Annotated in this window: 23 protein-coding genes; 21 read left to right on the top strand and 2 right to left on the bottom strand. The window is 45.0% G+C overall.

The annotated features are described in order from the left end of the window. Positions 1–14: 14 nt before the first annotated feature. Both glnD and map read right to left on the bottom strand, forming a co-directional pair. Positions 15–2,639, bottom strand: coding sequence for a bifunctional uridylyltransferase/uridylyl-removing protein GlnD (glnD, locus tag CCZ37_RS09935; protein WP_094500421.1), 2,625 nt, complete (start codon positions 2,637–2,639; stop codon positions 15–17). A gap of 115 nt (positions 2,640–2,754) precedes the next feature. Beyond that, positions 2,755–3,597 carry a type I methionyl aminopeptidase gene (map, locus tag CCZ37_RS09930; protein WP_010320126.1) on the bottom strand — a complete coding sequence of 281 codons (843 nt, stop codon included), beginning with the start codon at positions 3,595–3,597 and terminating at the stop codon, positions 2,755–2,757. A gap of 384 nt (positions 3,598–3,981) precedes the next feature. On the opposite strand from map, the gene rpsB reads away from it, so the two are divergent. The 21 genes from rpsB to glnB all read left to right on the top strand — a co-directional run bounded on the left by rpsB (position 3,982) and on the right by glnB (position 26,587). Beyond that, positions 3,982–4,713, top strand: a complete 732-nt coding sequence (rpsB, locus tag CCZ37_RS09925) for a 30S ribosomal protein S2 (RefSeq protein ID WP_094500420.1) — start codon at positions 3,982–3,984, stop codon at positions 4,711–4,713. Positions 4,714–4,841: 128 nt separating this feature from the next. After that, the gene (gene tsf, locus CCZ37_RS09920) at positions 4,842–5,687 is read left to right on the top strand and encodes a translation elongation factor Ts (protein ID WP_094500419.1); all 846 of its coding nucleotides are present in this window, start codon (positions 4,842–4,844) and stop codon (positions 5,685–5,687) included. Between the two features lie 167 nt (positions 5,688–5,854). Further along, positions 5,855–6,586: a UMP kinase gene (pyrH, locus tag CCZ37_RS09915; protein ID WP_010320123.1), complete on the top strand. Its 732-nt coding sequence runs from the start codon at positions 5,855–5,857 to the stop codon at positions 6,584–6,586. A gap of 33 nt (positions 6,587–6,619) precedes the next feature. Beyond that, entirely contained in the window at positions 6,620–7,177 is a 558-nt protein-coding gene (frr, locus tag CCZ37_RS09910) for a ribosome recycling factor (RefSeq protein WP_010320122.1), read from the top strand. Between the two features lie 95 nt (positions 7,178–7,272). Then, on the top strand, positions 7,273–8,028 hold the full coding sequence (locus CCZ37_RS09905; RefSeq protein WP_010320121.1) for an isoprenyl transferase: 756 nt from the start codon (positions 7,273–7,275) through the stop codon (positions 8,026–8,028). Positions 8,029–8,041: 13 nt separating this feature from the next. Beyond that, positions 8,042–8,884: a phosphatidate cytidylyltransferase gene (locus tag CCZ37_RS09900; RefSeq protein WP_010320120.1), complete on the top strand. Its 843-nt coding sequence runs from the start codon at positions 8,042–8,044 to the stop codon at positions 8,882–8,884. Positions 8,885–8,932: 48 nt separating this feature from the next. Continuing rightward, on the top strand, positions 8,933–10,141 hold the full coding sequence (ispC, locus tag CCZ37_RS09895) for a 1-deoxy-D-xylulose-5-phosphate reductoisomerase (protein ID WP_094500418.1): 1,209 nt from the start codon (positions 8,933–8,935) through the stop codon (positions 10,139–10,141). Further along, positions 10,138–11,496 (top strand): sigma E protease regulator RseP, encoded by a 1,359-nt coding sequence (rseP, locus tag CCZ37_RS09890; protein ID WP_094500417.1) that lies wholly within the window; start codon positions 10,138–10,140, stop codon positions 11,494–11,496. The genes ispC and rseP overlap by 4 nt, the downstream gene beginning before the upstream one ends. Positions 11,497–11,544: 48 nt before the next feature. Then, the gene (gene bamA, locus CCZ37_RS09885) at positions 11,545–13,977 is read left to right on the top strand and encodes an outer membrane protein assembly factor BamA (protein ID WP_094500416.1); all 2,433 of its coding nucleotides are present in this window, start codon (positions 11,545–11,547) and stop codon (positions 13,975–13,977) included. Positions 13,978–13,992: 15 nt separating this feature from the next. Further along, a complete protein-coding gene (locus CCZ37_RS09880) occupies positions 13,993–14,502 on the top strand; it encodes an OmpH family outer membrane protein (protein WP_010320116.1) in 510 nt (169 codons plus the stop codon). 7 nt (positions 14,503–14,509) lie between these two features. Then, on the top strand, positions 14,510–15,541 hold the full coding sequence (gene lpxD, locus CCZ37_RS09875; protein WP_094500415.1) for a UDP-3-O-(3-hydroxymyristoyl)glucosamine N-acyltransferase: 1,032 nt from the start codon (positions 14,510–14,512) through the stop codon (positions 15,539–15,541). A 116-nt stretch (positions 15,542–15,657) separates the two neighbouring features. After that, entirely contained in the window at positions 15,658–16,089 is a 432-nt protein-coding gene (fabZ, locus tag CCZ37_RS09870) for a 3-hydroxyacyl-ACP dehydratase FabZ (protein WP_026027636.1), read from the top strand. A 1-nt stretch (position 16,090) separates the two neighbouring features. Further along, on the top strand, positions 16,091–16,879 hold the full coding sequence (gene lpxA / locus CCZ37_RS09865; protein WP_094500414.1) for an acyl-ACP--UDP-N-acetylglucosamine O-acyltransferase: 789 nt from the start codon (positions 16,091–16,093) through the stop codon (positions 16,877–16,879). 105 nt (positions 16,880–16,984) lie between these two features. Further along, positions 16,985–18,133, top strand: a complete 1,149-nt coding sequence (gene lpxB / locus CCZ37_RS09860) for a lipid-A-disaccharide synthase (RefSeq protein WP_017046603.1) — start codon at positions 16,985–16,987, stop codon at positions 18,131–18,133. Positions 18,134–18,187: 54 nt separating this feature from the next. After that, positions 18,188–18,799 carry a ribonuclease HII gene (gene rnhB / locus CCZ37_RS09855; RefSeq protein ID WP_244187265.1) on the top strand — a complete coding sequence of 204 codons (612 nt, stop codon included), beginning with the start codon at positions 18,188–18,190 and terminating at the stop codon, positions 18,797–18,799. An 81-nt stretch (positions 18,800–18,880) separates the two neighbouring features. Beyond that, complete coding sequence (gene dnaE, locus CCZ37_RS09850; protein ID WP_094500412.1) at positions 18,881–22,360, top strand: DNA polymerase III subunit alpha; 3,480 nt, start codon at positions 18,881–18,883, stop codon at positions 22,358–22,360. Between the two features lie 47 nt (positions 22,361–22,407). After that, positions 22,408–23,367, top strand: coding sequence for an acetyl-CoA carboxylase carboxyl transferase subunit alpha (gene accA, locus CCZ37_RS09845; RefSeq protein WP_088729100.1), 960 nt, complete (start codon positions 22,408–22,410; stop codon positions 23,365–23,367). Positions 23,368–23,499: 132 nt separating this feature from the next. Continuing rightward, positions 23,500–24,810, top strand: a complete 1,311-nt coding sequence (gene tilS, locus CCZ37_RS09840; RefSeq protein WP_094500411.1) for a tRNA lysidine(34) synthetase TilS — start codon at positions 23,500–23,502, stop codon at positions 24,808–24,810. Positions 24,811–24,870: 60 nt separating this feature from the next. Beyond that, positions 24,871–25,182, top strand: coding sequence for a c-type cytochrome (locus CCZ37_RS09835; RefSeq protein WP_010320107.1), 312 nt, complete (start codon positions 24,871–24,873; stop codon positions 25,180–25,182). A gap of 378 nt (positions 25,183–25,560) precedes the next feature. Continuing rightward, positions 25,561–26,091 carry a phenolic acid decarboxylase gene (locus CCZ37_RS09830; RefSeq protein ID WP_010320106.1) on the top strand — a complete coding sequence of 177 codons (531 nt, stop codon included), beginning with the start codon at positions 25,561–25,563 and terminating at the stop codon, positions 26,089–26,091. 157 nt (positions 26,092–26,248) lie between these two features. Then, on the top strand, positions 26,249–26,587 hold the full coding sequence (glnB, locus tag CCZ37_RS09825; protein ID WP_010320105.1) for a nitrogen regulatory protein P-II: 339 nt from the start codon (positions 26,249–26,251) through the stop codon (positions 26,585–26,587). The last annotated feature ends 56 nt before the right edge of the window (positions 26,588–26,643 follow it).

Here is a 26,643-nt window from a genome sequence, read left to right as displayed (position 1 = left end):
CTTTCCTTTTTCGTTTAATTTGGCGCGAGTTCAGAAACATTTTTAATCAGAATTTCACGCAACGTGCACTCTTCTTCTTCACTCAATTTTCCGCCTTGTGAACCTGTCAGTATAAACAAGTCTTCTGCTCGTTCACCAATGGTGGTGATTTTAGCACCATGCAGGTTAATGTTTAAGTCAGCAAAGGTTGCTCCGACCGTTGCCAGTAGCCCAGGAGTATCAAGTGCGACAAATTCCATTAATGTCCTTTTGTTGCTTTTGGTAGGCAAAAAATCGACTTTAGTTTTGACTTTAAAATGTTGCAAGTTACGTGGTGTGCGGCGTAATTTCAGTTTGTTTTGCCAGCCAGTGTCTAGCCCATTGAGTAGGTGTTTGATCAGCGATGGGTGACTCTCTTCATCAATCGCGTGACCGTTTTGATCCAGCACCATAAAAGTATCAAGGACATAGCCATCTTTACTCGACATTATCTGCGCATCATGGACATTGAGATTTCGACGGTCCAGTTCAGCAACCACAGTTGCAAAGAGTGCGGGTTGATCTTTAGTGTAAACAAACAATTCAGTGCCGCCACGCGTGGCTTTTTTGCTCATCAGGATCAACGGTTGGCTTGGATCACTATGTTTGAGTAGGTGCTCACAATGCCAAGCGATCTGCTTGTGAGTGTGACGCAAAAAGTAATCCGCTTTAAAGCGCTGCCAAAGCACTTCAATTTCACGTGCGCTGTAGCCTTCTTTACGAAGCAATGCGGATGCCATTTGTTGGTTGTGGCGAATGCGATCGCGCACATCTACCGGGTTTTCAAGCCCACGTCTGAGCGCCCGCTGTGTTGAATGGTAGAGCTCTGCCAGCAAGGTGCGTTTCCAACTGTTCCAAAGCTCAGGGTTGGTAGCGCAGATGTCGGCGACAGTCAGGCAAACAAGATGTTCGAGATACTCTTCATCGCGCACTTTTTTGGCAAATTCGGTAATGACATCTGGGTCGTAAATATCGCGCCTTTGCGCCGTTACCGACATCAAGAGGTGGTTTTGTACCAGCCAAGAGACTAATTTTGCTTCAGGTTTTGATAAACCGTGTTCAATACAAAAATCATAGGCTTCTACCGCGCCGATTTCAGAGTGATCACCGCCACGCCCTTTGGCGATGTCGTGGAAAATAGCGGCCAGAATCAGCATCTCCTTTTTTTGGAGACGTGGGTAGACTTCGCAACAGATGGGGTGTTTATCGTGATTTTGTGCGTAGCTAAAGGTATTGATGTGTTTGAGAAGACGAATGCTGTGTTCATCGACCGTATAAACATGGAATAGGTCGAACTGCATTTGTCCAACAATTTGGCTCCATTGGGGAAGATAAGCGGCAAGCACGCCTAATTTATGCATTAGGCTGAACGCACGATGTAGTGCGTTAGGGTGACGTACCAATGTCATGAATTTTTCACGTGCTTCTGGAATGGTGTGCAGGAATTTATTGAGCCGCCTTCTGGCTGTGCGTAACTGGCGCATGGTTGTGGGCGCGACGCTTTCGATGCTGGAATCATTGGCGATATGAATAAACATATCTAAAATCGTTTCAGGGCGAGCTTGGAACAGCGCCGGTTTACGAGCTTCTATCAAGTTGCCACGACGTTGAAAATCATCATCTAAAATTTCTGCTGCGGCTTCTTCGCCGTTATTGAGTATGGCTTGATCAAACAGACGCAGTAACATTTTGTTGAGTTCCGCAACACGACGCAGCGTGCGGTAGAACTCTTTCATCATCATCTCGACTGCGCGATTCCCTTCACCAGTAAAACCAAGATGTTCTGCCACTTGAGCTTGATGAGCGAAAATGAGCCGATTGTCATAACGTTTTAATTCAATGTGCAGCGCAAAGCGCACGCGCCATAAAAAGTCTTGGCACTCTACTAGCTCACGATATTCTGCATCAGTTAAAAAACCAAAACGACTCATTTCAAACAGAGAGGTCGCACCAAAGTGGCGTCTAGCTACCCAGCTTAACGTATGAATATCCCTTAAGCCTCCTGGCGTCGATTTGATGTCGGGTTCAAGGTTATAAGTGGTGTCATGGTAACGAGCGTGGCGGTTACGTTGTTCTTGAATTTTGGCGCGGTAAAAGGTCTCGCTTGGCCAAAATGACTCGGAATGAATCAACATTTTGAGTTTATAAAATGTCTTTTCGCTGCCACATATTAACCGAGCTTCTTGTAAGTTTGTTGCGACGGTTAAATCTTCACGGCCAATCTCAGCACACTGTTGTACGGTACGCACGGCATGGCCGACTTCTAAACGCAAATCCCACAACAGGGTGATGAATTCGCTGATTTTACTGCCGAGTTCAGCGGGTAAAGTATGATGGGAGACGACCAGAATATCGATATCCGAAAGAGGATGCAGTTCACCGCGTCCATAGCCTCCGACAGCCACTAAGCTGATGTCAGGAACCTGCGAAAATGCGTAATGTTCCCATAACCTGTAGAGCAGTTGATCCATATATTCAGAGCGGCCTAGTACCAGGTCATTAACTGGATGATGGTGCAAAAATTGATATTTTTGATAATGAGTGAACTGGTCAAGTTGCTGCTTAAGCTCGCTGATAGTGAGCTGTAAGTCAGTAAAAGTGAGAGGAGACTGAAAAGGCATAACGGCAATCCATGCTGGTGATATGTCACAACGTAGCCTGACTGTATCAAATCGCTACAGATAAAAAAATATCCCTGCAAGAGGGATATTTTTATAAGGTTTCGTTTCTACGCAATTAGGCGTTGTTCATCAGACGCGGAATGGTTTCTTCTTCACGCAGCGTCAGTACTTCGCAGCCGGTGGCGGTAACCAAAATGGTGTGTTCCCACTGCGCTGAATTTTTACCATCGGCGGTATAAACCGTCCAATTGTCTTCATCATCAAGGCGGCAACCAAATTTACCCGCATTAATCATTGGTTCGATAGTGAAAATCATCCCTTCACGCAGTACGGTTCTGTCGCTGTTCTTATAATGAACCACTTGTGGGTCTTCATGAAATTGAGCGCCAATACCGTGGCCGCAATAATCCTTCACAATCGAGAATTTGAGGCGAGGGTTATTCTTATTGTTGGTTTTAATGTGTTTTTCTATTGCTGTACCAATCTCACCTAACTGAACGCCGGGTTTGACCTTTTTCATGCCGATATAAAGACACTCTTGCGCAACAAGACATAGGCGCTTATCTGCTGGGGATGCTTCACCGACAAGGAACATTTTTGAGGTATCACCGTGGTAGCCATCTTTAATAACTGTGATATCGATGTTTAGAATATCACCCTCTTTCAGCACTCCAGGGCGCTGTAATTGCCCATACTGCTCATCTTGAGTGGCTGGAATTCCATGGCAAACAATGTGATTGATAGAGGTACAGATCGATTTAGGAAAACCGTGGTAATTCAATGGTGCTGGAATAGCTTGCTGCACTTCAGTGATGTATTTGTGGCAGATCTGGTCTAGCTCTTCAGTCGTTATCCCCACTTTTACATGCGGTTCAATCATCTCAAGGACATCGGCAGCCAGTTTACCCGCAATGCGCATTTTGGCTATTTCTTCAGCAGTTTTGATTTTTACAGACATCGGCTTTCTCTATGCATTAATTCTTAAGCACGCAAATGTGCGAATGGGCGTTATTCTAGCAGTGCAGCGATGAATCGCAAGGGATCCCTGTCGGTAAGTAAGAATTGTTTGCATAAATACAAGGCGACTAACTCGTGATGCTGAATATTTTTTTCTAGCCAGTGTGAGGCAAAATATGATATAAAGCGCGCCGGAATAGAAGTGCGTTTTCTTCTGAAATGACGAAACCCACCTTCCTTTCTAAACACATTATCTTTAAATCACACACATTCCGACACGTGTTCCGGGGTGCTCCAACAAGAAAACTATCGGTAACAACCGAATAGATGTTAGGAGTCGGATTCATGGGGGATGTGGAGGCCTAACCCCATAGAGGATTTTCAAATGGCAACTGTATCAATGCGCGACATGCTAAAAGCTGGTGTTCACTTCGGTCACCAGACTCGTTACTGGAACCCAAAAATGAAGCCATTCATTTTTGGTGCTCGTAGCCGTGTTCACATCATCAACTTAGAAAAAACTGTTCCTATGTTCAACGAAGCTCTAGCTGAGCTACACAAAGTTGGCGAGAAAAAAGGTAAAGTTCTTTTCGTTGGTACTAAACGCGCAGCATCTGAAGCTGTTAAAGAAGCGGCTATCGCAAGCAACCAATTCTACGTTAACAACCGCTGGTTGGGCGGCATGCTAACTAACTGGAAAACTGTTCGTCAGTCAATCAAGCGTCTAAAAGAGCTTGAAATTCAAGCGACAGATGGCACTTTTGATAAACTAACTAAGAAAGAAGCTCTAATGCGTACTCGTGAAATGGAGAAGCTAGAGAAATCTCTTGGTGGTATCAAAGATATGGGCGGTCTACCTGACGCACTATTCGTTATCGATGCAGATCACGAGCACATTGCAGTTAAAGAAGCAAACAACCTAGGTATCCCAGTTTACGCTGTTGTTGATACTAACTCTAACCCAGATGGCGTTGACTACATTATCCCTGGTAACGACGACGCAATCCGTGCAATCCAGCTTTACCTAAATGCTGTTGCAGAAACGGTTAACGAAGGTCGTAACAAAGATGCAGCTGCACTTGCTGCTGCAAAAGACGGTTTCGTAGAAGCAGAATAATAGCGGCTCTGAGTCACACTTGATTATATGTGTCACACGATTGATGCATTGAACAAGTTATAGTTAGCATCAGGGGCCAAACAATCGGCCCCTGATTTTTACCACCAGAATCAACTGAGGAATAGAGAATGGCAACTGTAACTGCTGCTCTAGTGAAAGAACTGCGCGAGCGTACTGGCGCAGGTATGATGGAATGTAAAAAAGCGCTTGTAGAAGCAAACGCTGACATCGAACTAGCAATTGAAAACATGCGCAAAAGCGGCGCAGCTAAAGCAGCGAAAAAAGCAGGTAACATCGCAGCTGAAGGTACTATCCTAATTAAAGAAGCTGATGGTTTTGCAGCACTTCTAGAAGTGAACTGCCAAACTGACTTCGTAGCAAAAGATTCAAGCTTCCTAGCGTTCGCTAACGAAGTTCTAGCGGCTGCACTTGCTGAGCGTCTAGATATCGCAGCACTTCAAGCTAAATTTGAAGAAGCACGTATTGCTCTTGTTGCTAAAATTGGTGAAAACATCACTATCCGTCGCGTTCACTACATCGAAGGCGCTAAAGTAGGTTCATACCGCCATGGCGACCGTATCGGTGTTGTGGTTGCTGGTGAAGCGGATGAAGAGACCATCAAACACGTAGCAATGCACGTTGCTGCTGCCAAACCTGAGTACGTTAACCCTGAAGATGTACCAGCAGAAGTTGTGGCTAAAGAGCGTGAAATCCAAATCGAAATTGCAATTCAATCTGGCAAGCCAGCGGCAATTGCTGAGAAAATGGTTGAAGGTCGCATGACTAAGTTCACAGGTGAAGTATCACTTACTGGTCAAGCATTCATCATGGATCCTTCTCAAACTGTTGGCGCCATGCTGAAAGCTAAAGGCGCAACCGTTACTAACTTCGTACGTCTAGAAGTTGGTGAAGGTATTGAGAAAGCTCAAGAACTTAGCTTCGCTGAAGAAGTTGCAATGGTTCAAAAAGGTTAATCCTAGCGATTTTGCCTAAAAAAAGACCGTGGCCAAGGCTGCGGTCTTTTTACGAATGGCATATTGAGACTAGGCATATTGAGACTAATTGTGATGATTTAGAATTCAGTATTCAGTTTTAAATCATGACTGTTAATTAACAACTCTCTATTTGGAAGGTAAGCTCCATGACTACGAACCCTAAACCAGCCTATCAACGTATCCTGTTAAAACTTAGCGGTGAAGCGCTACAAGGCGAAGAAGGTTTTGGTATTGATCCTGCGGTGTTAGATCGCATGGCACAGGAAGTAAAAGAACTGGTTGAACTGGGTGTTCAAGTGGGTGTTGTCATCGGCGGCGGTAACTTATTCCGTGGCGCAGGTCTTGCTGAAGCGGGCATGAACCGTGTTGTGGGTGACCATATGGGGATGCTGGCGACTGTAATGAACGGCTTGGCAATGCGTGATGCCTTGCACCGTGCTTATGTGAATGCGCGTGTGATGTCAGCCATTCCTCTTAAAGGTGTGTGTGACGATTACAATTGGGCCGATGCTATCAGCCAACTACGTCAAGGCCGTGTTGTGATTTTCTCTGCGGGTACTGGTAACCCATTCTTCACGACCGATTCTGCTGCCTGTCTACGCGGTATTGAAATTGAAGCCGATGTGGTTCTAAAAGCGACAAAAGTAGATGGCGTATTTAGTGCAGACCCAGTGGCAAACCCAGACGCAGAACTGTATGATAAGCTGTCTTATACAACCGTGCTTGAAAAAGAGCTAAAAGTGATGGACTTGGCCGCGTTTACGCTAGCGCGTGACCACAAAATGCCAATCCGCGTATTTAATATGAACAAACCGGGCGCACTACGTCGCGTGGTAATGGGTGAAGCGGAAGGTACACTAATTAGCACCGCTGACTAATCACTCCAAACAGAAAACAAGTAGGTGATATTTGTGATTAACGAAATCAAGAAAGACGCTCAAGAGCGTATGGATAAGAGCGTAGATGCCCTGAAAAACAACCTTTCTAAGGTACGTACTGGTCGCGCTCACCCAAGTTTACTCTCCGGCATTTCTGTCGATTACTATGGTGCTTCGACACCGCTGAATCAAATCGCTAACGTTGTGGCTGAAGATGCACGTACTCTCGCGATCACTGTTTTTGATAAAGAGTTGACGCCAAAAGTTGAAAAAGCGATTTTGATGTCTGATTTGGGTCTAAACCCAATGTCTGCAGGTACAGTTATTCGTGTACCACTGCCACCATTGACCGAAGAACGTCGTCGTAATTTGGTGAAAATTGTTCGTGGTGAAGCCGAAGGTGGTCGTGTTGCGGTTCGCAACATTCGTCGTGATGCCAATGGCGATTTAAAAGCTTTGCTGAAAGATAAAGAAATATCTGAAGACGAAGATCATAAAGCGCAAGAAGAGATTCAAAAACTTACCGATGTAGCGATTAAGAGAATTGATGAAGTTCTTGCTGCAAAAGAAAAAGAGTTAATGGAAGTTTAATTCGCTCTTTTTAGCCTTTCTAAAACGCTGTGCTCACAGTGCAGCGTTTTTTTATGCTATTTTGCCCTATCAGTTTGGTAATCAATTAATTTCTTATGCAAAACTCATCCCTCTCATCTGATGTATTACCCCAACACATCGCAATCATTATGGACGGAAATGGCCGTTGGGCTAAAGCACAAGGTAAACCTCGTGTATTTGGTCATAAGAATGGTGTAGCAGCGGTTCGAAGAACGATCTCTACTGCAGCGAAATTGGGTATTAAAGCCGTTACTTTGTTTGCCTTTAGCAGTGAAAATTGGCGGCGTCCGGAAGCTGAAGTGGGCGTGTTGATGGAGTTATTTATTACTGTGCTATCCACAGAAGTAAAAAAACTGCATAAGAATAATCTGCGCCTTAGAGTCATTGGCGATAAAACACGTTTTAGCTCACGCTTACAAACAAAAATCGCTCAGGCAGAAGAGTTAACCTCATCAAACAGTGGCATGGTCGTTAATATCGCCGCAAACTATGGCGGAAAATGGGATATCACAGAAGCGATGCGTTCTATCGCAGTCAAAGTGGCGAGCGGTGATATTTCTCCTGATCAGATCGACGAAACGCTGATTACACAGTCGCTAACGATGTCTGATATTCCTGAAGTGGATTTACTCATTCGTACCAGTGGTGAATGCCGTATTAGTAATTTTATGTTGTGGCAATTGGCCTATGCAGAGATGTACTTTACGCCAATTTACTGGCCTGAGTTTGGTGAAGAAAGTTTAATTGAAGCAGTGACTTGGTTTGTTAACCGTGAACGCCGTTTTGGCTGTACAGGGGAACAGGTTAAGGCATTGATGGAACAGAAATAAAGGATCCATTAGTTTGAAGCAACGAATTATCACGGCGCTCATATTAGCTCCACTGGTGATGCTGGGCATTTTTGAACTGCCACTCCCCCTATTTATGGCCGTTTTGGCCCTTGTGGCGCTTGTCGGTGTATGGGAATGGACTCAGTTTATCGATACGACATCTAGGTATCTGGCGCTGTTGCCAGCCATTATCATTGGTGGAGCAAGTTACTTACTGATTTCCCCTGATGCAGTTAGCTTAGCCAGCATGAACTCGAATCACTATGTGATCTTAATTATCGGGGTGGCTTGGTGGCTGTTTTCTAGCTTTTTAGCCATTACTTATCCTAAATCCCGCCCATGGTGGGAAAGATCCAATTTACTTAGGCACCTCTTTGGTGTGCTGACGCTACTTCCTTTTTTTTGGAGCGTACTATTTTTACGCGCAGAAGCCTTTTTGAGTGAGCCATACCATGGTGCTAAGTTGGTGTTGTTTGTCTGCTTAATTGTTTGGGCTGCAGACAGTGGCGCTTATTTTGCGGGCAAAAGTTTTGGTAAGTACAAAATGGCGCCAGCAGTCAGTCCAAATAAAACCATTGAAGGGTTGATTGGTGGCATTATTACGGCATTGATTGTGGCGTGGTTTACTGCTGATTGGTTTGATATTCGGTTTACAAATACGTTGTCGATGGTCGGTATTACATTCGCGACGGTTGTTATCTCTGTGCTTGGCGATCTGGTCGAAAGTATGTTTAAGCGCGTTTCAGGAATTAAAGACAGCAGCAATATTATTCCGGGGCATGGCGGCGTTTTGGATCGTATCGATAGCCTGACAGCTGCATTTCCTGTTTTTGCTCTACTGTATTTCATTTTCTAATGCTTGGGTTAAGCTGTCTTACCCCAATCTTAATTCACGGTTTTTGCTATGCGTAAGTTAACGATTCTTGGTGCCACAGGCTCAATAGGTGCAAGCACATTAAAAGTTGTAGCCCAAAATCCTGAACACTTTTCTGTTGTGGCTTTAGCTGCTGGCAATAATGTCAATAAAATGCGTGAGCTATGTCAGCGTTGGCAGCCAGTTTATGCAGTAATGGCAAACCAAAAGGCGGCGGATGAGCTTTTTGCTCAATTGCAGTCACTGAACTTAAAAACAACTGTATTATTTGGTCAAGACGCCATGTGCCACGTCGCCGCATTAGATGAGGTGGATACGGTGATGGCGGCGATTGTTGGTGCGGCAGGTTTGTTACCAACCATGGCCGCAGTAAAGGCGGGCAAGCGTGTTTTGTTGGCAAACAAAGAAGCCTTGGTGATGTCTGGCCAATTGTTTATTGATGCGGTCGAAAAACACGGCGCGGAATTGCTCCCTGTCGATAGCGAACATAACGCGATTTTTCAATGCTTACCGCCTGAAATTCAAGGCTCTTTGGGTCGCTGTGATTTACAAGAACATGGTGTGCAGCATATTTTGCTAACAGGTTCTGGTGGCCCTTTTCGCTACAGTGATTTATCCACGTTAGCTGATGTTTCACCACAGCAAGCGATTGCTCATCCTAACTGGTCGATGGGGCCGAAAATTTCGGTTGATTCCGCTACCATGATGAACAAAGGTTTAGAATACATTGAAGCTAAGTGGCTGTTTAATGCATCGAAACAGCAATTAAAAGTGTTAATCCACCCACAATCGGTGATCCACTCTATGGTGCAGTACCGCGATGGTTCGGTGCTTGCGCAAATGGGGGAACCCGATATGTCCACACCAATTGCTTTAACTCTCTCTTATCCAGAGCGCATTACTGCGGGCGTTCCGGCACTGGATTTTACCAAATTAAGTAATTTGAGTTTTATGGATGTGGACTACGAGCGTTATCCTTGTTTGGGATTGGCGATTGATGCTTGCTATCAAGGGCAACATGCCACCACCTCTTTAAATGCAGCCAACGAAATAGCCGTTGAAGCTTTTTTAAATAAGCAAATTCGTTTTACCGATATTGCACAAGTTAATGAACGTGTATTGTCAAAAGTGTGTGCAGCACATACTCAGTTACATTGCTATGACTTGGAAAGCTTGTTAGAGCTCGATAGAATGGCGCGCACTATTGCCCAGCAAATCATACAAGAGCATTTATTATGAGTGGTATTTTGTGGAATTTCGTCTCTTTCATCATTGCGTTAGGCATATTGGTTGCTGTGCATGAATTTGGTCATTTTTGGGTAGCACGTCGCTGTGGAATTAAAGTCGAAAAATTTTCCATTGGCTTTGGTAAATCACTTTGGAGCCGAGTTGCCAAAGATGGCACCGAGTACAACCTCTCAATTATTCCTCTCGGCGGCTACGTTAAAATGCTCGATAGCCGTGTTGACGATGTTCCAGCAGAATTAAAAACCTTAGCTTTTGACCAAAAACCATTATGGAAACGTGCCGCTGTTGTTAGTGCTGGGCCTGCGTTTAACTTTTTCTTCGCCATTTTTGCCTATTGGCTTGTGTTCTTAATTGGTGTCCCAGCGGTAAAACCTGTGATTGGCGACATTACCCCCCAATCGATCGCCGCTCAAGCGGGTTTAGAACCAGGAATGCAGATCAAAGCGGTCTCAGGAGTGAATACCTTAGATTGGGAATCGGTCAATATGGGGTTGATAGGCCATATTGGTGATGAGCAATTAACGCTTACTGTCGGCACGGATGATGAAATTGGTGTTGATGAAATCAAAATATTAGATATCCGTTCTTGGAACTTTAACCCAGAAACAGAGTCTGCTATGGGAGCGTTAGGTTTTAAACCATTTGTTCCTGAAATATCGCTGACGCTGACCAATGTTTCTCAAGGTAGCGCTGGAGAGAAGGCTGGGTTGCAAGTTGGGGATACATTAATCGAGGCCAACGGTACCAAGATAAACCATTGGCAGCAAGTTGTGGCGTTGATACAAAGTCATCCCAATCGGCCAGTTCCATTGGTTGTTGTGCGTGATGAACAACGCTTGACTATCGAGCTTACGCCTGACGTTCGTGAGTTATCGCAAGGCAAAACGATAGGCTTTGCGGGAATCGCTCCTAAAGTCGCAGAATGGCCGGAAAGTTATCGATTTGAGCTGCAATATGGTGTATTTGAATCAGTCGGAAAAGCGGTTGAAAAAACACAGCAAGTAATCAACTTAACCGTCAGCATGTTGAAAAAACTGGTGGTCGGTGATGTGGGGTTGAATAATCTGAGTGGGCCGATTTCGATTGCCAAAGGAGCTGGGACTACCGCTGACTATGGTTTAGTCTACTTCCTCGGTTTTTTGGCGTTGATTAGTGTCAACTTAGGTATCATCAACCTAGTGCCACTACCCATGTTAGATGGCGGGCATTTACTGTTTTTTGCAATTGAAGCCGTTATCCGTCGTCCTGTCCCAGAAAAAATTCAAGAAATGGGATACCGAATTGGTGGGGCGATCATCTTCTCTTTGATGGCTGTGGCAATATTTAATGATTTTAGTCGCCTGTGATTTGTAACCATTAGGCAGAAGTTGTAGCAAGGAATAACAAGAATAAATATGGCAATCAAACCGATCCTTTTCGCGGCACTATTGGCAACCAGCCTTTCAGCACATAGTGCTGAGAACTTCGTAGTGCAGGATATTCAAATTCAAGGGCTTCAGCGTGTTGCACTCGGTGCCGCATTGCTGAAAATGCCCGTCCGAATTGGCGATACCCTTGATGCACAAGATGTCGCGGATATTATCAAAGCACTTTACACCTCGGGTAACTTTGAAGATGTCAAAGTATTACGAGACAACAACGTTCTGATCGTTCAGGTTAAAGAGCGTCCAACCATTGCAAGTGTTTCCTTCTCCGGAAATAAAGCGATCAAAGAAGAGCAGTTGCAGCAGAATCTTGATGCATCCAATATCCGCATCGGTGAAGCGCTCGATCGTACGACCTTGAGCAACATTGAAAAGGGGTTGGAAGATTTTTACTACAGCGTGGGTAAGTACAACGCCACCGTGAAAGCGGTGGTGACACCTTTACCTCGCAACCGTGCAGACCTTAAATTTGTGTTCAGTGAAGGGGTTTCTGCGAAAATCCAGCAAATCAACTTTATTGGTAATGACGTTTTTAGTGACCAAGAGCTTTTGTCACGCTTCAATTTGAATGTCGATGTGGCGTGGTGGAATTTCCTCTCTGATGATAAATACCAAAAGCAGGTCTTAGCCGCTGATATTGAAGCTTTGCGCTCTTTCTACCTCGACCGTGGCTACTTAAAGTTTCAAGTCGATTCCACGCAAGTTGCTATTTCTCCTGATAAAAAAGGCGTTTATATCACTTTAGGCATTAGCGAAGGTCAGCCTTATAAAATCAAAGACGTTAAATTCCGCGGAGAGCTGATTGGCAAAGAGGCTGAATTTAGCGCTTTGATCCCGTTTGAAGCCGAGGAAACCTATAACGGCTCACTGGTGACCAAGCTTGAAGAAGATGTAAAACGAGTATTGGGTGAAGCTGGCTATGCCTATCCTCAAGTTCGAACCATCCCAGAATTTAATGATGAAACGCAAGAAGTTTCCTTGGTTGTTCATGTGGAAGCGGGTAAGCGTATCTATGTCCGTGATATTCGCTTTGTCGGTAATAACTCAACCAAAGATGAAGTTTTGCGCCGCGAAATGCGTCAAATGGAAGGCAGTTGGCTGAGCTCTAAAGCGATTGATACGGGTAAGAGCCGCTTAAACCGTCTTGGCTTCTTTGAAACGGTGGATGTGCAAACTGTACGTGTACCTGGCAGTGAAGACCAAGTCGATCTGGTGTACAACGTGAAAGAGGCCAACTCAGGTAGTGTTAACTTTGGTGTCGGTTATGGTACAGAATCAGGCGTGAGTTTTCAGGTTGGTTTACAACAAGACAACTTCATTGGTTCAGGTAATCGAGTTGGCATCAATGCCATGATGAACGACTATCAAAAGAACATCAGTTTAGATTACCGTGATCCCTATTGGAACCTTGATGGTGTCAGTTTGGGTGGTAAGATTTTCTATAACCAGTTTGAGGCTTCTGAAGCAGGTATTGTTGATTATACCAATGAAAGTTACGGCACAAGTTTAACGTGGGGTTTCCCATTTGATGAACTAAACCGTTTTGACCTCGGTATCGGCTATACGCACAACAAAATCGGTAATATCGATGAGTATGTGCAAGTGAGTCAGTTCTTACAATCTCAAGCGAGTAATCGCAGTGATGATGGCAGTTTGATCACTAACGACTTTGACATCAATATTTCATGGACGCGCAATAATTTAAACCGTGGTGTATTCCCAACCGCGGGGAATCATCAACGTGCTTTTTACAAGATGACCGTGCCAGGCTCAGACGTAAAGTATTTCAAAGCGCAGTACGATGTCCGCCAGTATTTCCCATTAACCAAAAAACATGAGTTTTCACTCTTGCTAAGAGGACGCTTAGGGTATGGTAATGGTTATGGGAAAACGGATGGTAACGATAACTTGTTCCCATTCTATGAAAACTATTATGCAGGTGGCTTTACCACGTTACGTGGTTTTGGCTCTAACTCGGCTGGACCGAAAGCGATTTATAACGATGCGACAGGCTGTAATGGTAATAATGGAGGCAACAACCGCTGTTATAGCGCGACGGATGACTCAGTTGGTGGTAACGCGGTTGCGCTAGCCAGTGTTGAGTTAATTGTCCCGACGCCATTTGCTTCTGATGAAGCGCGCAGTCAAATTCGTACCAGTATCTTCGTCGACATGGCGAGTGTTTGGGATACAGAATTTGATTACCAAGATGTCAAACTCGGATATGGTGATCAGTACTATTACGATTATTCTGACCCAATGAATTATCGTGCTTCTTATGGTGCGGCACTGCAGTGGATGTCACCTATGGGGCCACTGGTATTCTCAATTGCCAAACCTATTAAAATTTATGAAGGTGATAATGAAGAGTTCTTCACTTTCACGATCGGCAGAACATTCTAATTAGAGGAAAGTATTTTGAAAAAAGCGATTCAAGCGGCAGGATTAGGCCTAGTTGTACTGAGTTCATCATTTTTTGTGCAAGCCGCTGAGGCGGCGCAGAAAGTAGGCTACATTAATACCGCGCAAGTATTCCAAGCACTGCCTCAACGAGAAGTTGTGCTGCAAAAATTACAAGAAGAGTTTAAAGATAAAGGGGCAGAGCTACAGTCAATTCAAGCTGAAGCAAAAACCAAAATTGAAAAACTTAAACGTGATGGCGAACTGCTAGGTCAAGATGAGATCGAGAAGCTGCGTATTGAAATTGGTCAATTAGACAGCAAGTACAAAATCAAAGCGCAAGCGTTAGAGCAAGCCTCAGCGCGTCGTGAGAGTGAAGAGAAGCAAAAACTCTTCATGGTGATTCAAGACGCTGTGAAGAAAGTTGCGGAAAAAGAAGGTTATGACATCGTTGTTGACGTGCAAGCTATGCAATATGGTAAGCCGGACTACAACCTATCAGAGAAAGTAATTAAACAACTAAAATAATATTATTATGGCAAAACTGACTTTAGCCGAATTGGCAACCATCACCGGGGGAGAGCTGTTTGGTGATGGCTCTGCGACAGTTTTCGCTGTCGCACCAATGGACAAGGCGCAGGAAGGTTACGTAACTTTCCTCTCTAATCCCAAATATAACAAACACCTTGGTCAATGCCGCGCAACGGTGATTATGGTCAAGGCTAGTGAACGTGAATTGTGTACAACCAATGTATTGGTCGTCGCTGACCCATACGTTGCTTTTGCAAAGGTAGCGCAAGCGCTGGACACGACACCGCGACCTGCGAGTGATATCAGCCCTTCTGCGGTTGTTGCACAGGATGCCCAGCTAGGGCAGAACGTTTCTATTGGTGCAAACGCGGTCATTGAGACGGGCGTGCAACTTGGCGATAACGTCTCCATTGGTGCTGGCTGTTTCATCGGTAAAAACGCCAAAATTGGCGCTAACACCCAGTTGTGGGCAAATGTCAGCGTTTACCACGAAGTGGAAATTGGCTCGGCGTGCCTTATTCAGTCAGGTGCCGTGATTGGTTCTGATGGTTTTGGCTATGCAAATGAGAAAGGTGAGTGGATTAAAATTCCGCAAATTGGCACAGTCCGGATCGGTAATCGAGTTGAAATCGGTGCCTGCACGACAATTGATCGTGGCGCATTAGATGACACTGTGATTGAAGATAACGTTATTCTCGATAACCAATTACAGATCGCACATAACGTATATATTGGCTATGGCACGGCAATTGCCGGTGGCACCATCATCGCGGGTAGTACTCGTATAGGTAAGTACTGCATTATTGGTGGTGGTACTGTCATCAATGGCCATATCGAGATTGTTGATGGGGTCACCATTACTGGCATGGGGATGGTAATGCGTAGCATCACCGAGAAAGGCATGTTCTCTTCTGGTATTCCGTTGCAACCGAACAAAGAATGGCGTAAAACGGCCGCTCGCGTTCACCGTATCGAAGATATGCACAAGCGACTTAAAGCACTTGAAAAGTACTTAGATCAGGAAGCGGAATCCTAATTCTACTTTTTCCCGATTAGGCTCGCCAATTGCGAGTCTTTTTCGTCTATAATGCCAAATAATTTTTGAAAGTTTTACTGTATAGGAATATGACTTTGACGACTGAAACGAAAACGATGCACATCACTGAAATTCAGAGGCTGCTTCCTCACCGTTACCCATTTCTGTTGATTGACCGTGTAATTGACTTTGAAGAAGGCAAATACCTTGTTGGCTTGAAAAATGTGTCAGTTAATGAACCTCAGTTCACTGGTCATTTTCCGCAGTTACCTATTTTTCCAGGTGTACTGATTTTAGAAGCAATGGCACAAGCAACCGGCCTACTAGCATTCAAAACCTTTGGTGCACCGAAAGATAACGAATTGTATTACTTTGCTAGTATTGATAATGCGAAGTTTCGTAAACCTGTAGGTCCTGGCGACCAACTGATCATCGAAGTGCAGTTCATTAAAGAACGTCGTGGTATTGCGTTGTTTAATGGCGTAGCGAAAGTTGATGGTGAGGTTGTGTGTTCAGCTGAAATGAAATGTGCTCGTAGAGAGTTTTAATATGATTCATGAAACTGCACAAATCCACCCAAGTGCGGTGGTTGAAGATGGCGCTATCATTGGAGCTAACGTCACCGTTGGTCCATTTACTTACATCACCTCTGGGGTAAGCATTGGCCAAGGTACGGAAGTGATGTCGCATGTAGTCATCAAAGGAAACACCGTCATTGGTGAAGAGAACCGTATTTTCCCTCACGCCGTCATTGGCGAAGAGAACCAAGACAAGAAGTATGGTGGTGAAGATACACGAGTCATCATTGGCGATCGCAATGTCATTCGCGAAGCGGTACAAATTCACCGTGGTACTATGCAAGATAAAACGCAAACAGTTGTTGGCAACGACAACCTATTGTGTGTGAATGCCCATATTGCGCACGATGTGATTGTTGGTAATCATACGCACATTGGTAACAACGCAATTCTTGGCGGCCATGTGACGGTCGGTGACTATGCTGGTGTTATGGCGTTGTCGGCGATTCATCCTTTCTGTAGCGTTGGTGCTTATGCCTATATCGGTGGTTGTTCTGCTGTTGTGCAAGATGTACCCGCTTACGTGTTAGCACAAGGTAACCATGCTTCACCATTTGGCCTTAACCTTGTTGGTTTGAAGCGAAATGGTTTTGAAAAAGCCGAAATTCGCGCGCTACAAAAAGCGTATAAAGAAATTTACCGATCAGGTAAAACGCAAGCAGAAGTCTTACCTATATTGGTTGAGATGGCGAAAGAGTACCCATCGATTCAGCGTTTTACTGATTTACTAGAAAAAACTGAGCGTGGCATTATTCGTTAGTTCACCACTGAGTTTCTATTAATATCCGAAGATCGCTACTTGTTTAGCGATCTTTTGTCTTTTTGACGCCGCATAACGGCTGAGCGGATTCTGTTAGGAAATGATATGCACTCACATGAAAATCCCCTAAGAATCGGTATTGTTGCCGGAGAGCTTTCTGGCGATACACTAGGAGAAGGCTTCATTCAAGCCATCAAGCAGCAATACCCCAATGCACAATTTGTCGGTATTGGTGGCCCTAAAATGATTGCTCAAGGTTGTGAATCTTTATTTGATATGGAAGAGCTAGCCGTGATGGGGCTGGTTGAGGTGCTTGGCCGCTTACCGCGTTTACTGAAAGTTAAAGCGCAGTTGGTGAAGTATTTTAAAGCCAATCCGCCGGATGTGTTTGTTGGTATTGATGCACCAGATTTTAATTTACGACTAGAGCTTGATCTCAAAAAAGCGGGCATCAAAACCGTCCACTATGTGAGCCCATCTGTATGGGCATGGCGTCCCAAACGTATTTTTAAAATCGATGCGGCGACCGATCTAGTGCTGGCATTTCTTCCGTTTGAAAAAGCGTTTTACGACAAGTATCAGGTTGCGTGCGAATTTGTCGGCCACACACTGGCCGATGCCATTCCACTGCAACCCGATAAAATCGCCGCTCGTGAACTGTTGAAATTAGAGACAGATAAACAGTGGCTGGCTGTGCTACCCGGTAGCCGAGGGGGAGAAGTCGGTTTAATTGCCAAGCCATTTATTGAAACATGTCGACAAATCAAACAGAAATACCCTGATATTGGTTTTGTGGTAGCCGCCGTCAATCCCAAACGTAAACAGCAGTTTGAAACCATTTGGCAGGAGATCGCCCCAGAGCTCGATTTTGTTATTATTGAAGACACCGCGCGCAATGTCATCACGGCCGCAGATGCTGTGCTGCTTGCCTCTGGCACAGTCGCTCTGGAATGCATGTTGCTCAAACGGCCGATGGTGGTGGGATACAAAGTGAACTGGCTCACCGGATGGTTGGTTCAGAAGCTTGCGATAACCGAATTTGTTTCACTGCCCAATATTTTAGCCGGAGAAGAACTGGTTCCTGAGTTCATTCTTGATGAATGCGACCCGCAACATCTGTTTCCTGCGGTCGATAGTATGCTCAGCCGTGATAATTCCTCTTTAATTGAACGTTTTACTGAAATGCATCACTGGATCCGCAAAGGTGCGGATCAACAAGCCGCCAAGGCGGTTTTAAGCTTGATTAACCATTAACCGTTAACGATAAAAAAAGAGCGATTGAAAAATAACGAGAGGAAAATAGACAAGATGGCAGAACAAACACTGACTCCTTTTGAATACCCTAAGGGCTATGTTTTGATTGCAGGAGTGGATGAAGTTGGTCGAGGTCCATTAGTGGGCGACGTAGTGACTGCCGCAGTAATCTTGGATCCGAATAATCCGATTGAAGGTTTGGCCGACTCGAAAAAGTTATCAGAAAAAAAACGCCTAGCGCTTTTTCCTGAAATTCAACAAAAGGCGCTCGCTTGGTCTGTTGGCCGCTGTTCACCAGCTGAAATTGATCAGCTTAATATTCTTCAAGCGACTATGGTGGCGATGCAACGCGCGATTGCAGGTCTAGCGATTCAACCTGATTTGGTTTTAATTGATGGCAACCGTGTTCCACAATTACCGATGCATGGTATCGCAGTTGTCAAAGGGGATATGCGTGTGGCGCAAATCAGCGCCGCCTCAATCATTGCTAAAGTGGTACGCGATAAAGAGATGGAAGCGCTCGATAAATTGTACCCACAATTTGGCTTTGCTCAACATAAGGGCTATCCAACTAAAGCGCATTTTGCCGCGATCGAACAACATGGCGTCATTGCAGAGCACCGTAAAAGCTTTAAGCCAGTGAAACGCGTGCTGGGAATTGACTAATTGCGGGTGTCAGCCACGAGCAGATTCGCGTAGAATAACCGCCAAATCTTGTACCAAACCTAGCATCTAGGATTTTATTGCATGCCAGAACCAAAGTTTGTCCACCTTCGTGTCCACAGCGACTTTTCTATGATCGATGGCTTGTCCAAAGTGCCACCGCTTGTGAAAAAAGTGGCCGAGATGGGGATGCCTGCCGTAGCGTTGACCGACTTCACGAACTTATGTGGTTTGGTCAAATTTTATGGTACCGCTCATCACTGTGGGGTAAAGCCGATTATCGGTGCAGATTTTGTCATGCAATCCGAGGAGTTTGGTGATGAGCTCACCAAGCTGACGGTTCTAGCGAGTGATAATGTTGGTTACAAAAATCTGACCTTACTGATCTCCGATGCTTATCTACGCGGTCATGTGCAACACCTACCTGTGATTGATAAAGCGTGGCTAGTGAAATATGCCGAAGGCTTGATTGTGCTTTCGGGTGGAAAAAGTGGTGAAATAGGCAAAGCACTGCTTAAAGGTAATCAGGCGTTAGTCGATAAATGTGTCGAGTTTTATCAAACTCATTTTGTCGATCGTTTTTATCTTGAATTGACTCGCACAGGGCGAGCCGACGAAGAGAGCTATCTGCACTTTGCTCTAGAATTGGCTGAAAATAACGATCTGCCCGTCGTTGCAACCAATGAAGTGGTGTTTCTCAGCGAAGAGTTTTTTGAAGCGCATGAAATTCGAGTCGCAATTCATGATGGCTACACCATGGAAGATCCTCGTCGGCCAAAAAATTACAGCCCACAGCAATATTTGCGCACCGAAGCGGAAATGTGTGAGCTGTTTGCCGACATTCCTGAAGCGCTGCAAAACAGTGTTGAGATTGCCAAACGGTGTAATGTCACCGTCCGTTTGGGGGAATATTTCTTGCCTGCCTTCCCAACGGAAGGAATGAAAGAAACCGAATACTTGGTGATGAAATCACAAGAAGGCCTTGAAGAGCGTCTTGAATTTCTGTTCCCCGATCCTGAGGTTCGCGCACAACGTCGCCCTGAATATGATGAACGGCTGCAAATTGAGCTCGAAGTAATTAATAACATGGGATTCCCCGGTTATTTCTTGATTGTGATGGAGTTCATCCAGTGGTCAAAAGATAACGATATTCCGGTGGGACCGGGGCGCGGATCGGGTGCGGGTTCATTGGTGGCCTACGCGCTCAAAATCACTGATTTAGATCCACTACAATATGATTTACTGTTCGAACGTTTCTTGAACCCAGAACGGGTTTCAATGCCCGATTTTGACGTCGATTTCTGTATGGATAAACGTGACCAAGTTATTGATCACGTTGCTGAAATGTATGGTCGTGATGCGGTATCACAGATCATCACCTTTGGTACTATGGCTGCCAAAGCGGTCATTCGTGACGTGGGACGCGTGCTTGGTCATCCGTTTGGATTTGTCGACCGCATTTCAAAGCTTATTCCACTAGATCCAGGAATGACACTCGAAAAGGCGTTTAAGGCTGAACCCGCGTTACCTGAGCTGTACAACAATGACGAAGACGTCAAAGAGCTGATTGATAAGTGCCGAATTCTAGAAGGGTGTACGCGTAACGCCGGTAAGCATGCGGGTGGGGTGGTGATCTCCCCAACCACCATTACCGACTTTTCGCCGATTTATGCGGATGCTGAAGGGCATTTCCCCGTCACTCAATTTGATAAGAACGATGTTGAAACCGCAGGCTTGGTTAAGTTTGACTTCTTAGGTCTACGCACCTTAACTATTATCGATTGGGCACTAGGGCTGATTAACCCGCGCTTACAACGAGAAGGCAAAGAGCCCGTTCGTATTGAAGCTATCCCGTTAGAAGACCCTGTTTCATTTCGTGTATTGCAAAATTCTGAAACCACCGCGGTATTCCAGTTAGAATCGCGCGGCATGAAAGATCTGATCAAACGTCTCCAGCCAGACTGCTTCGAAGATATCATTGCATTAGTGGCCCTGTTTCGTCCTGGGCCTTTGCAATCGGGGATGGTGGATAACTTTATCGACCGTAAACATGGCCGAGAGGCGATCTCCTACCCAGATGAAAAATGGCAACATGATTCATTAAAAGAAATTCTAGATCCAACCTACGGCATCATCTTGTACCAAGAGCAAGTGATGCAGATCGCCCAAGTTCTAGCGGGATACACACTGGGCGGCGCGGATATGCTGCGCCGTGCGATGGGTAAGAAAAAGCCAGAAGAGATGGCCAAGCAGCGGGCGATTTTTGAAGAAGGTTCGATAAAAAACGGCGTGGATGGCGAATTGTCGATGAAAATCTTCGACTTAGTAGAAAAATTCGCGGGCTACGGTTTTAACAAATCGCACTCTGCGGCTTATGCTCTGGTTTCTTATCAAACCTTATGGTTAAAAACCCACTACCCAGCCGAATTTATGGCGGCCGTAATGACGGCCGACATGGACAACACCGAAAAGGTGGTTGGCTTAGTGGATGAATGTTTACGCATGAATCTTAAAGTGTTACCACCGGATATTAACGCCGGCTTGTACCGCTTTAACGTCGATGAAAATGGCGCGATTGTCTATGGTATTGGCGCGATCAAAGGTGTGGGTGAAGGGCCGATTGAAGCGATTTTAGACGCGCGCACAGCAGGCGGCTATTTTAAAGATTTGTTTGATTTTTGCGCCAGAATTGATCTGAAAAAAGTCAATAAGCGTGTGATTGAAAAGCTTATTTATGCGGGTGCTTTGGATCGTTTAGGCCCACACCGTGCTGCCATGATGGCCTCATTAAATGATGCTGTGAAAGCGGCCAGCCAATTCCATCAAGCTGAAGCCTTTGGTCAGGTTGATATGTTTGGTGTATTGACTGATGCGCCAGAAGAAGTAGAACATAAATATACGCAAGTCCCCGAGTGGCCAGAGAAAGTTTGGCTTGAAGGTGAGCGCGATACATTGGGCCTTTATTTGACCGGGCATCCAATAAACGCACATATTAAGGAACTTGCGAAGTACACCAGTTGTCGACTCAAAGATGCCACGCCAACGCGACGCGATCAATCCGTCACTTTAGCGGGGTTAGTGATTGCGGCTAAAGTCATGACTACCAAGCGTGGCACGCGGATTGGCATCATGACGTTAGATGATCGTTCAGGACGTATGGAAGTGATGTTATTCTCTGATGCGTTAGAGCGGTATGCAGAGCTGTTAGAAAAAGATAGAATTTTAGTGATTTCTGGACAGGTCAGCTTTGATGACTTCAATGGTGGCCTTAAAATGTCGGCGCGCGAAGTCATGGACTTGGGCAGTGCGCGTGAAAAATATGCCCGTGGCTTGTCGATATCGATTGAACAATCACAGATAGACAGCCAGTTTTTTGAGCGCTTTAGTCAGATCTTAGAGCCTCACCGAGCAGGGACTATACCTGTCAATGTATACTACCAACGCGCAGAGGCGAGAGTGCGATTCACTCTTGGTACGCAGTGGCGTGTAACCCCAAGTGATACATTGTTAGACGAATTGAAACAGCTACTTGGCAAAGATCAGGTAGAACTCGAATTTAACTAAAATTTGGCGTCAAATATGTTGAACGCTGAGTATAAAAGGATCGGTAGATGAGCCTAAATTTTCTAGAATTTGAAAAACCAATTGCTGAACTTGAGGCTAAAATTCAGGCGCTACGCGACGTGTCTCGCCATGGTGGTGATAAGTCCGTTGATCTCGATAAAGAGCTCGAACAGCTAGAAAAGAAAAGCTTAGAGCTTAAGAAGAAAATCTTTGGTGATTTAGGGGCATGGCAAGTGGCTCAATTGGCTCGCCACCCACAACGCCCTTATACGCTTGATTACATCAACCATGTCTTCACTGAGTTTGACGAGTTGGCTGGTGATCGCGCTTTTGCTGATGACAAAGCGATTGTCGGCGGCATTGCTCGTTTAGAGGGACGTCCAGTGATGGTGATTGGTCACCAAAAAGGACGTGAAACGAGAGAGAAAGTAAGACGTAACTTCGGAATGCCAAAACCAGAAGGCTATCGCAAAGCGCTACGTTTGATGAAAATGGCTGAACGTTTTGGTATGCCTATTATTACCTTCATCGATACCGCAGGCGCTTATCCTGGTGTTGGCGCTGAAGAACGTGGTCAATCTGAAGCGATTGCCACAAACCTAAAAGTGATGTCAGGCTTGAAAGTGCCAGTTATTTGTAATGTTGTCGGTGAAGGTGGCTCTGGTGGCGCTTTGGCGATTGGCGTGGGTGACTACGTGAACATGCTGCAATATTCCACTTATGCGGTAATTTCGCCAGAAGGATGCGCTTCAATCTTGTGGCGAGATTCAGATAAAGCGCCGCAAGCGGCTGAAGCGATGGGCTTAGTCGCTCCTCGCTTAAAAGAGCTTGAGCTGATTGATGAAATTATCGAAGAACCATTAGGTGGCGCGCATCGCGATCCAATACAAATGGCCGCCAACATGAAAGCAACACTGCTAAAACAGCTTGCTGATTTAGAGCCGCTGGATGAAGAAACATTATTGGCTCGTCGTTATCAACGTTTGATGAACTACGGCTACTGCTAAATAGCCGAGTGAACAATAAATTTAAAGGGTTGGATTCTGTTCAGCCCTTTTTTATCGGCCCGATTTCAGGGCTGGTTTGCTTGGCGCGTTTCAAGGTAAACTTGCATCAATTCCTCTTAGCGCTGAAAACCCATGTCTGAACTTTATTCGCTATTTTCACACGTTATCAATCGTCATCGCTTAGCAAGCAGTCAATTAGTCTTGGGTTTTAGTGGGGGTATGGACTCGCGAGTGATGCTTGCACTACTGGCGCAATATCGTGATGAAACCAACTGCGAGTGCTGCGCCGTTTATGTTCATCATGGATTAAGCCAACATGCCGATGAGTGGGCCAAACAGTGTCAGCGCTGGGCTCAACACGCCGCGATCCCTTTTTTTATTGAGCGGGTACAACTCGATACTGACAGCGGTGAAAGTGTGGAGTCATTGGCGCGTACGGCGCGTTACCAAGTTTTAGCAAACTACATTAACGCTGACGATTTGTTGCTAACTGGACAGCATAGTGATGATCAAATCGAGACATTTTTGCTTGCCTTAAAGCGCGGTAGTGGGCCTAAAGGGCTCTCTTCGATGGCGCAAGCGATGTCATTTGGCGCGGGGAAAATCGTCCGTCCTTTGCTTGCGGCGACTCGCGTACAGATCGAAAGCTTTGCCATAACCCAGAATTTGGATTGGGTCGAGGACGAAAGCAACCAAGATACCCGTTTTGATCGTAATTTTATCCGTCATCACATCACGCCAGTTCTTATGCAGCGCTGGCCGCATATTCACCAAGCGGTTGCTCGTAGTGCGACATTATGTGCTCAGCAGCAGGTGTTGCTTGAAGAGCTGCTACAAGAGGCAATGCAAGAGGCAAAGATGCCTGATGGTAGTTTATCAATTACCGCGCTTTCTCATCGCAGCGAATTAGCACGCTATCAATTGCTAAGAATGTGGCTTGCTCAATTGGGGGAGTCAATGCCGACTCAAGAACATTTGGCGATGATTTGGCAACAAGTGGCGTCTGCGCGTATTGATGCGAATCCTCGTCTTAAACTAGGACAAAGTGAGATCCGCCGCTTTGACCAAAAGCTATATTGCATCCAAACTTATCAAGACATTTCAGATTGGCAGGCGATGATTGTGCCCGATCAATCAGTCACCTTGCCTGATGGATTAGGAAATCTGACGTTATCGTCTAATGGTGCTAGCAAGGGAATAGCCTTGCCTGATGATTGCCATCAATTAAGCGTTACGTTTAATCCTGAAGGGCTGGCAGCATGCCCTTCAGGACGAGTGGGAAGTCGAAAGCTAAAAAAATTGTTCCAAGAGTATGGCGTGCCGAGTTGGTTACGACGAAGAACGCCAATATTGATGCATCGGAATCAAGTGGTTGCGATTGCAAATTTATTTGTTGATCGTGACTTCAGCGGGCAAGATTGTGAACTCATCTGGGACAAATGAACGCTTTTCATGCAGAATTCGTATAAAACATACAATGAATATGGACATAAAGGTGGAGCAATGAAAAAAATCGCGATTGGAATAGTTATGGGTTTTACGTTGTTAGCGGGAAGTGCGTTTGCTGGAGACCCAGCCGCAGGGCAAGCCAAAGCGGCTATCTGCGCGGCGTGTCACGGCGCAGACGGGATTGCATTGATCCCGGGTTACCCAAACCTAAAAGGGCAAAATGAGCAATACCTCATAACATCAGTTAAAGCTTATAAAAACAAAGAACGCAGTGGTGGTTTAGCCGTCGTCATGCAAGCACAATCTATGATGCTCACTGATGAAGATATTGCCAATTTAGCGGCTTATTATTCCAGCTTGAAGTAGGTCTATACCCTTCCTACTTGAAGCTGCAGCGGTGTTGGCTACGTTCGTTCACCCCAATCACATAGTTTGCCTATGCTCATGGGGACTCACTCACTTGCCGCCTACCTGCAACTCCAAGTTGTTTGGGTATATAGTGGTTCTTAAACTCATTATAGGTTTCGCCTGATTAAAAGTTCGATATGGTAAAGTCCATCGGACTTTTGTATAAATTCAGTAAATTAATTCTTAGATAAAATTCAGCTCAAATACTCATTTCTGTGGCACAGAATACAAGTTACATATTCATTTTGCTTCTGATTGCAACCAATCCAATGATGGAGACTCTCAGTACAAAAGTAATTATTCCAATAAGCCACAATCTATAATAGAGGACCCATCATGAATTTTGAGCGAAATGATTTAAGTTATTTTCTGGGTAAAAGCTTCATCTATACCTATGATCAAGGTTGGCGTTATGAACTGTATATAAAAAATGAGACAACCATTGATTACCGTGTCCACTCAGGCATCGTTGGTGGACGTTGGGTCAAAGATCAACGAGTGTCTATTTCACGCGTCGCACAGTCGGTTTACCGAGTTTCTTGGGTTGAAGCGACAGGCACAAGTGTCGCATTAACATTGAACTTATATGATTATGTGGTTCATGGGGCTATCTATTTCCCTCGTTGGATTGTGGATGCGCCAGAAAAGATAGTTTGCTACCAAAATGACCATTTGCCTTTAATGGAAGCATATCGAGATGCGGGACCCATTTATCCAACGCACGTGATTGATAGCTTTGCTACCTTGATGTATATGCGTGACTGTGGCCTAAATAATGAACAAGTGATCAGTTGTCCTGCTAGTGAACTTTCAGAGGATTACCCTTTTTGTTTACCAGATAAAAACTTGTTGCCAGCGCGAGCTTAATAACAGAGCGACTTCTACCGTTACTCAAAGTGCTAGTCCATTTCAAATAGTTGTGAACTTTAAGTAACAAAAGGGCTAAATCCAGTAGAGCTTTGGTTGATTGTTATTAACGGCTAGCAGATAATGCCACCAATTGATGAAAGTTTAAGGGATGAACATGAAAAAAATCGAAGCCATTATTAAGCCATTTAAACTTGATGACGTCCGCGAAGCGTTAGCTGAAGTGGGGATCACGGGTATGACTGTTTCTGAAGTAAAAGGATTTGGTCGTCAGAAAGGGCATACTGAATTGTACCGTGGCGCTGAGTACATGGTGGATTTCTTACCTAAAGTGAAGCTTGAAATTGTGGTGACTGACGATGTCGCTGATCGCTGCGTTGACACCATTATTGAGACGGCGCAAACGGGAAAAATTGGTGATGGTAAAATTTTCATTACTAATATTGAACGAGTGGTACGAATTCGTACCGGTGAAGAAGACGAAGACGCTATTTAGCTATATACCGAGAAGAAGGGAGCCAATGGCTCCTTTTTTGTCTCTTTTGAATACAT

It is taken from the genome of Vibrio qinghaiensis (genome assembly GCF_002257545.1).
Classification (GTDB): Bacteria; Pseudomonadota; Gammaproteobacteria; order Enterobacterales; family Vibrionaceae; genus Vibrio; species Vibrio ordalii.
Note: the sequence above shows the minus strand (reverse complement) of the source record. Positions and strands in the feature narration are given on the sequence as shown.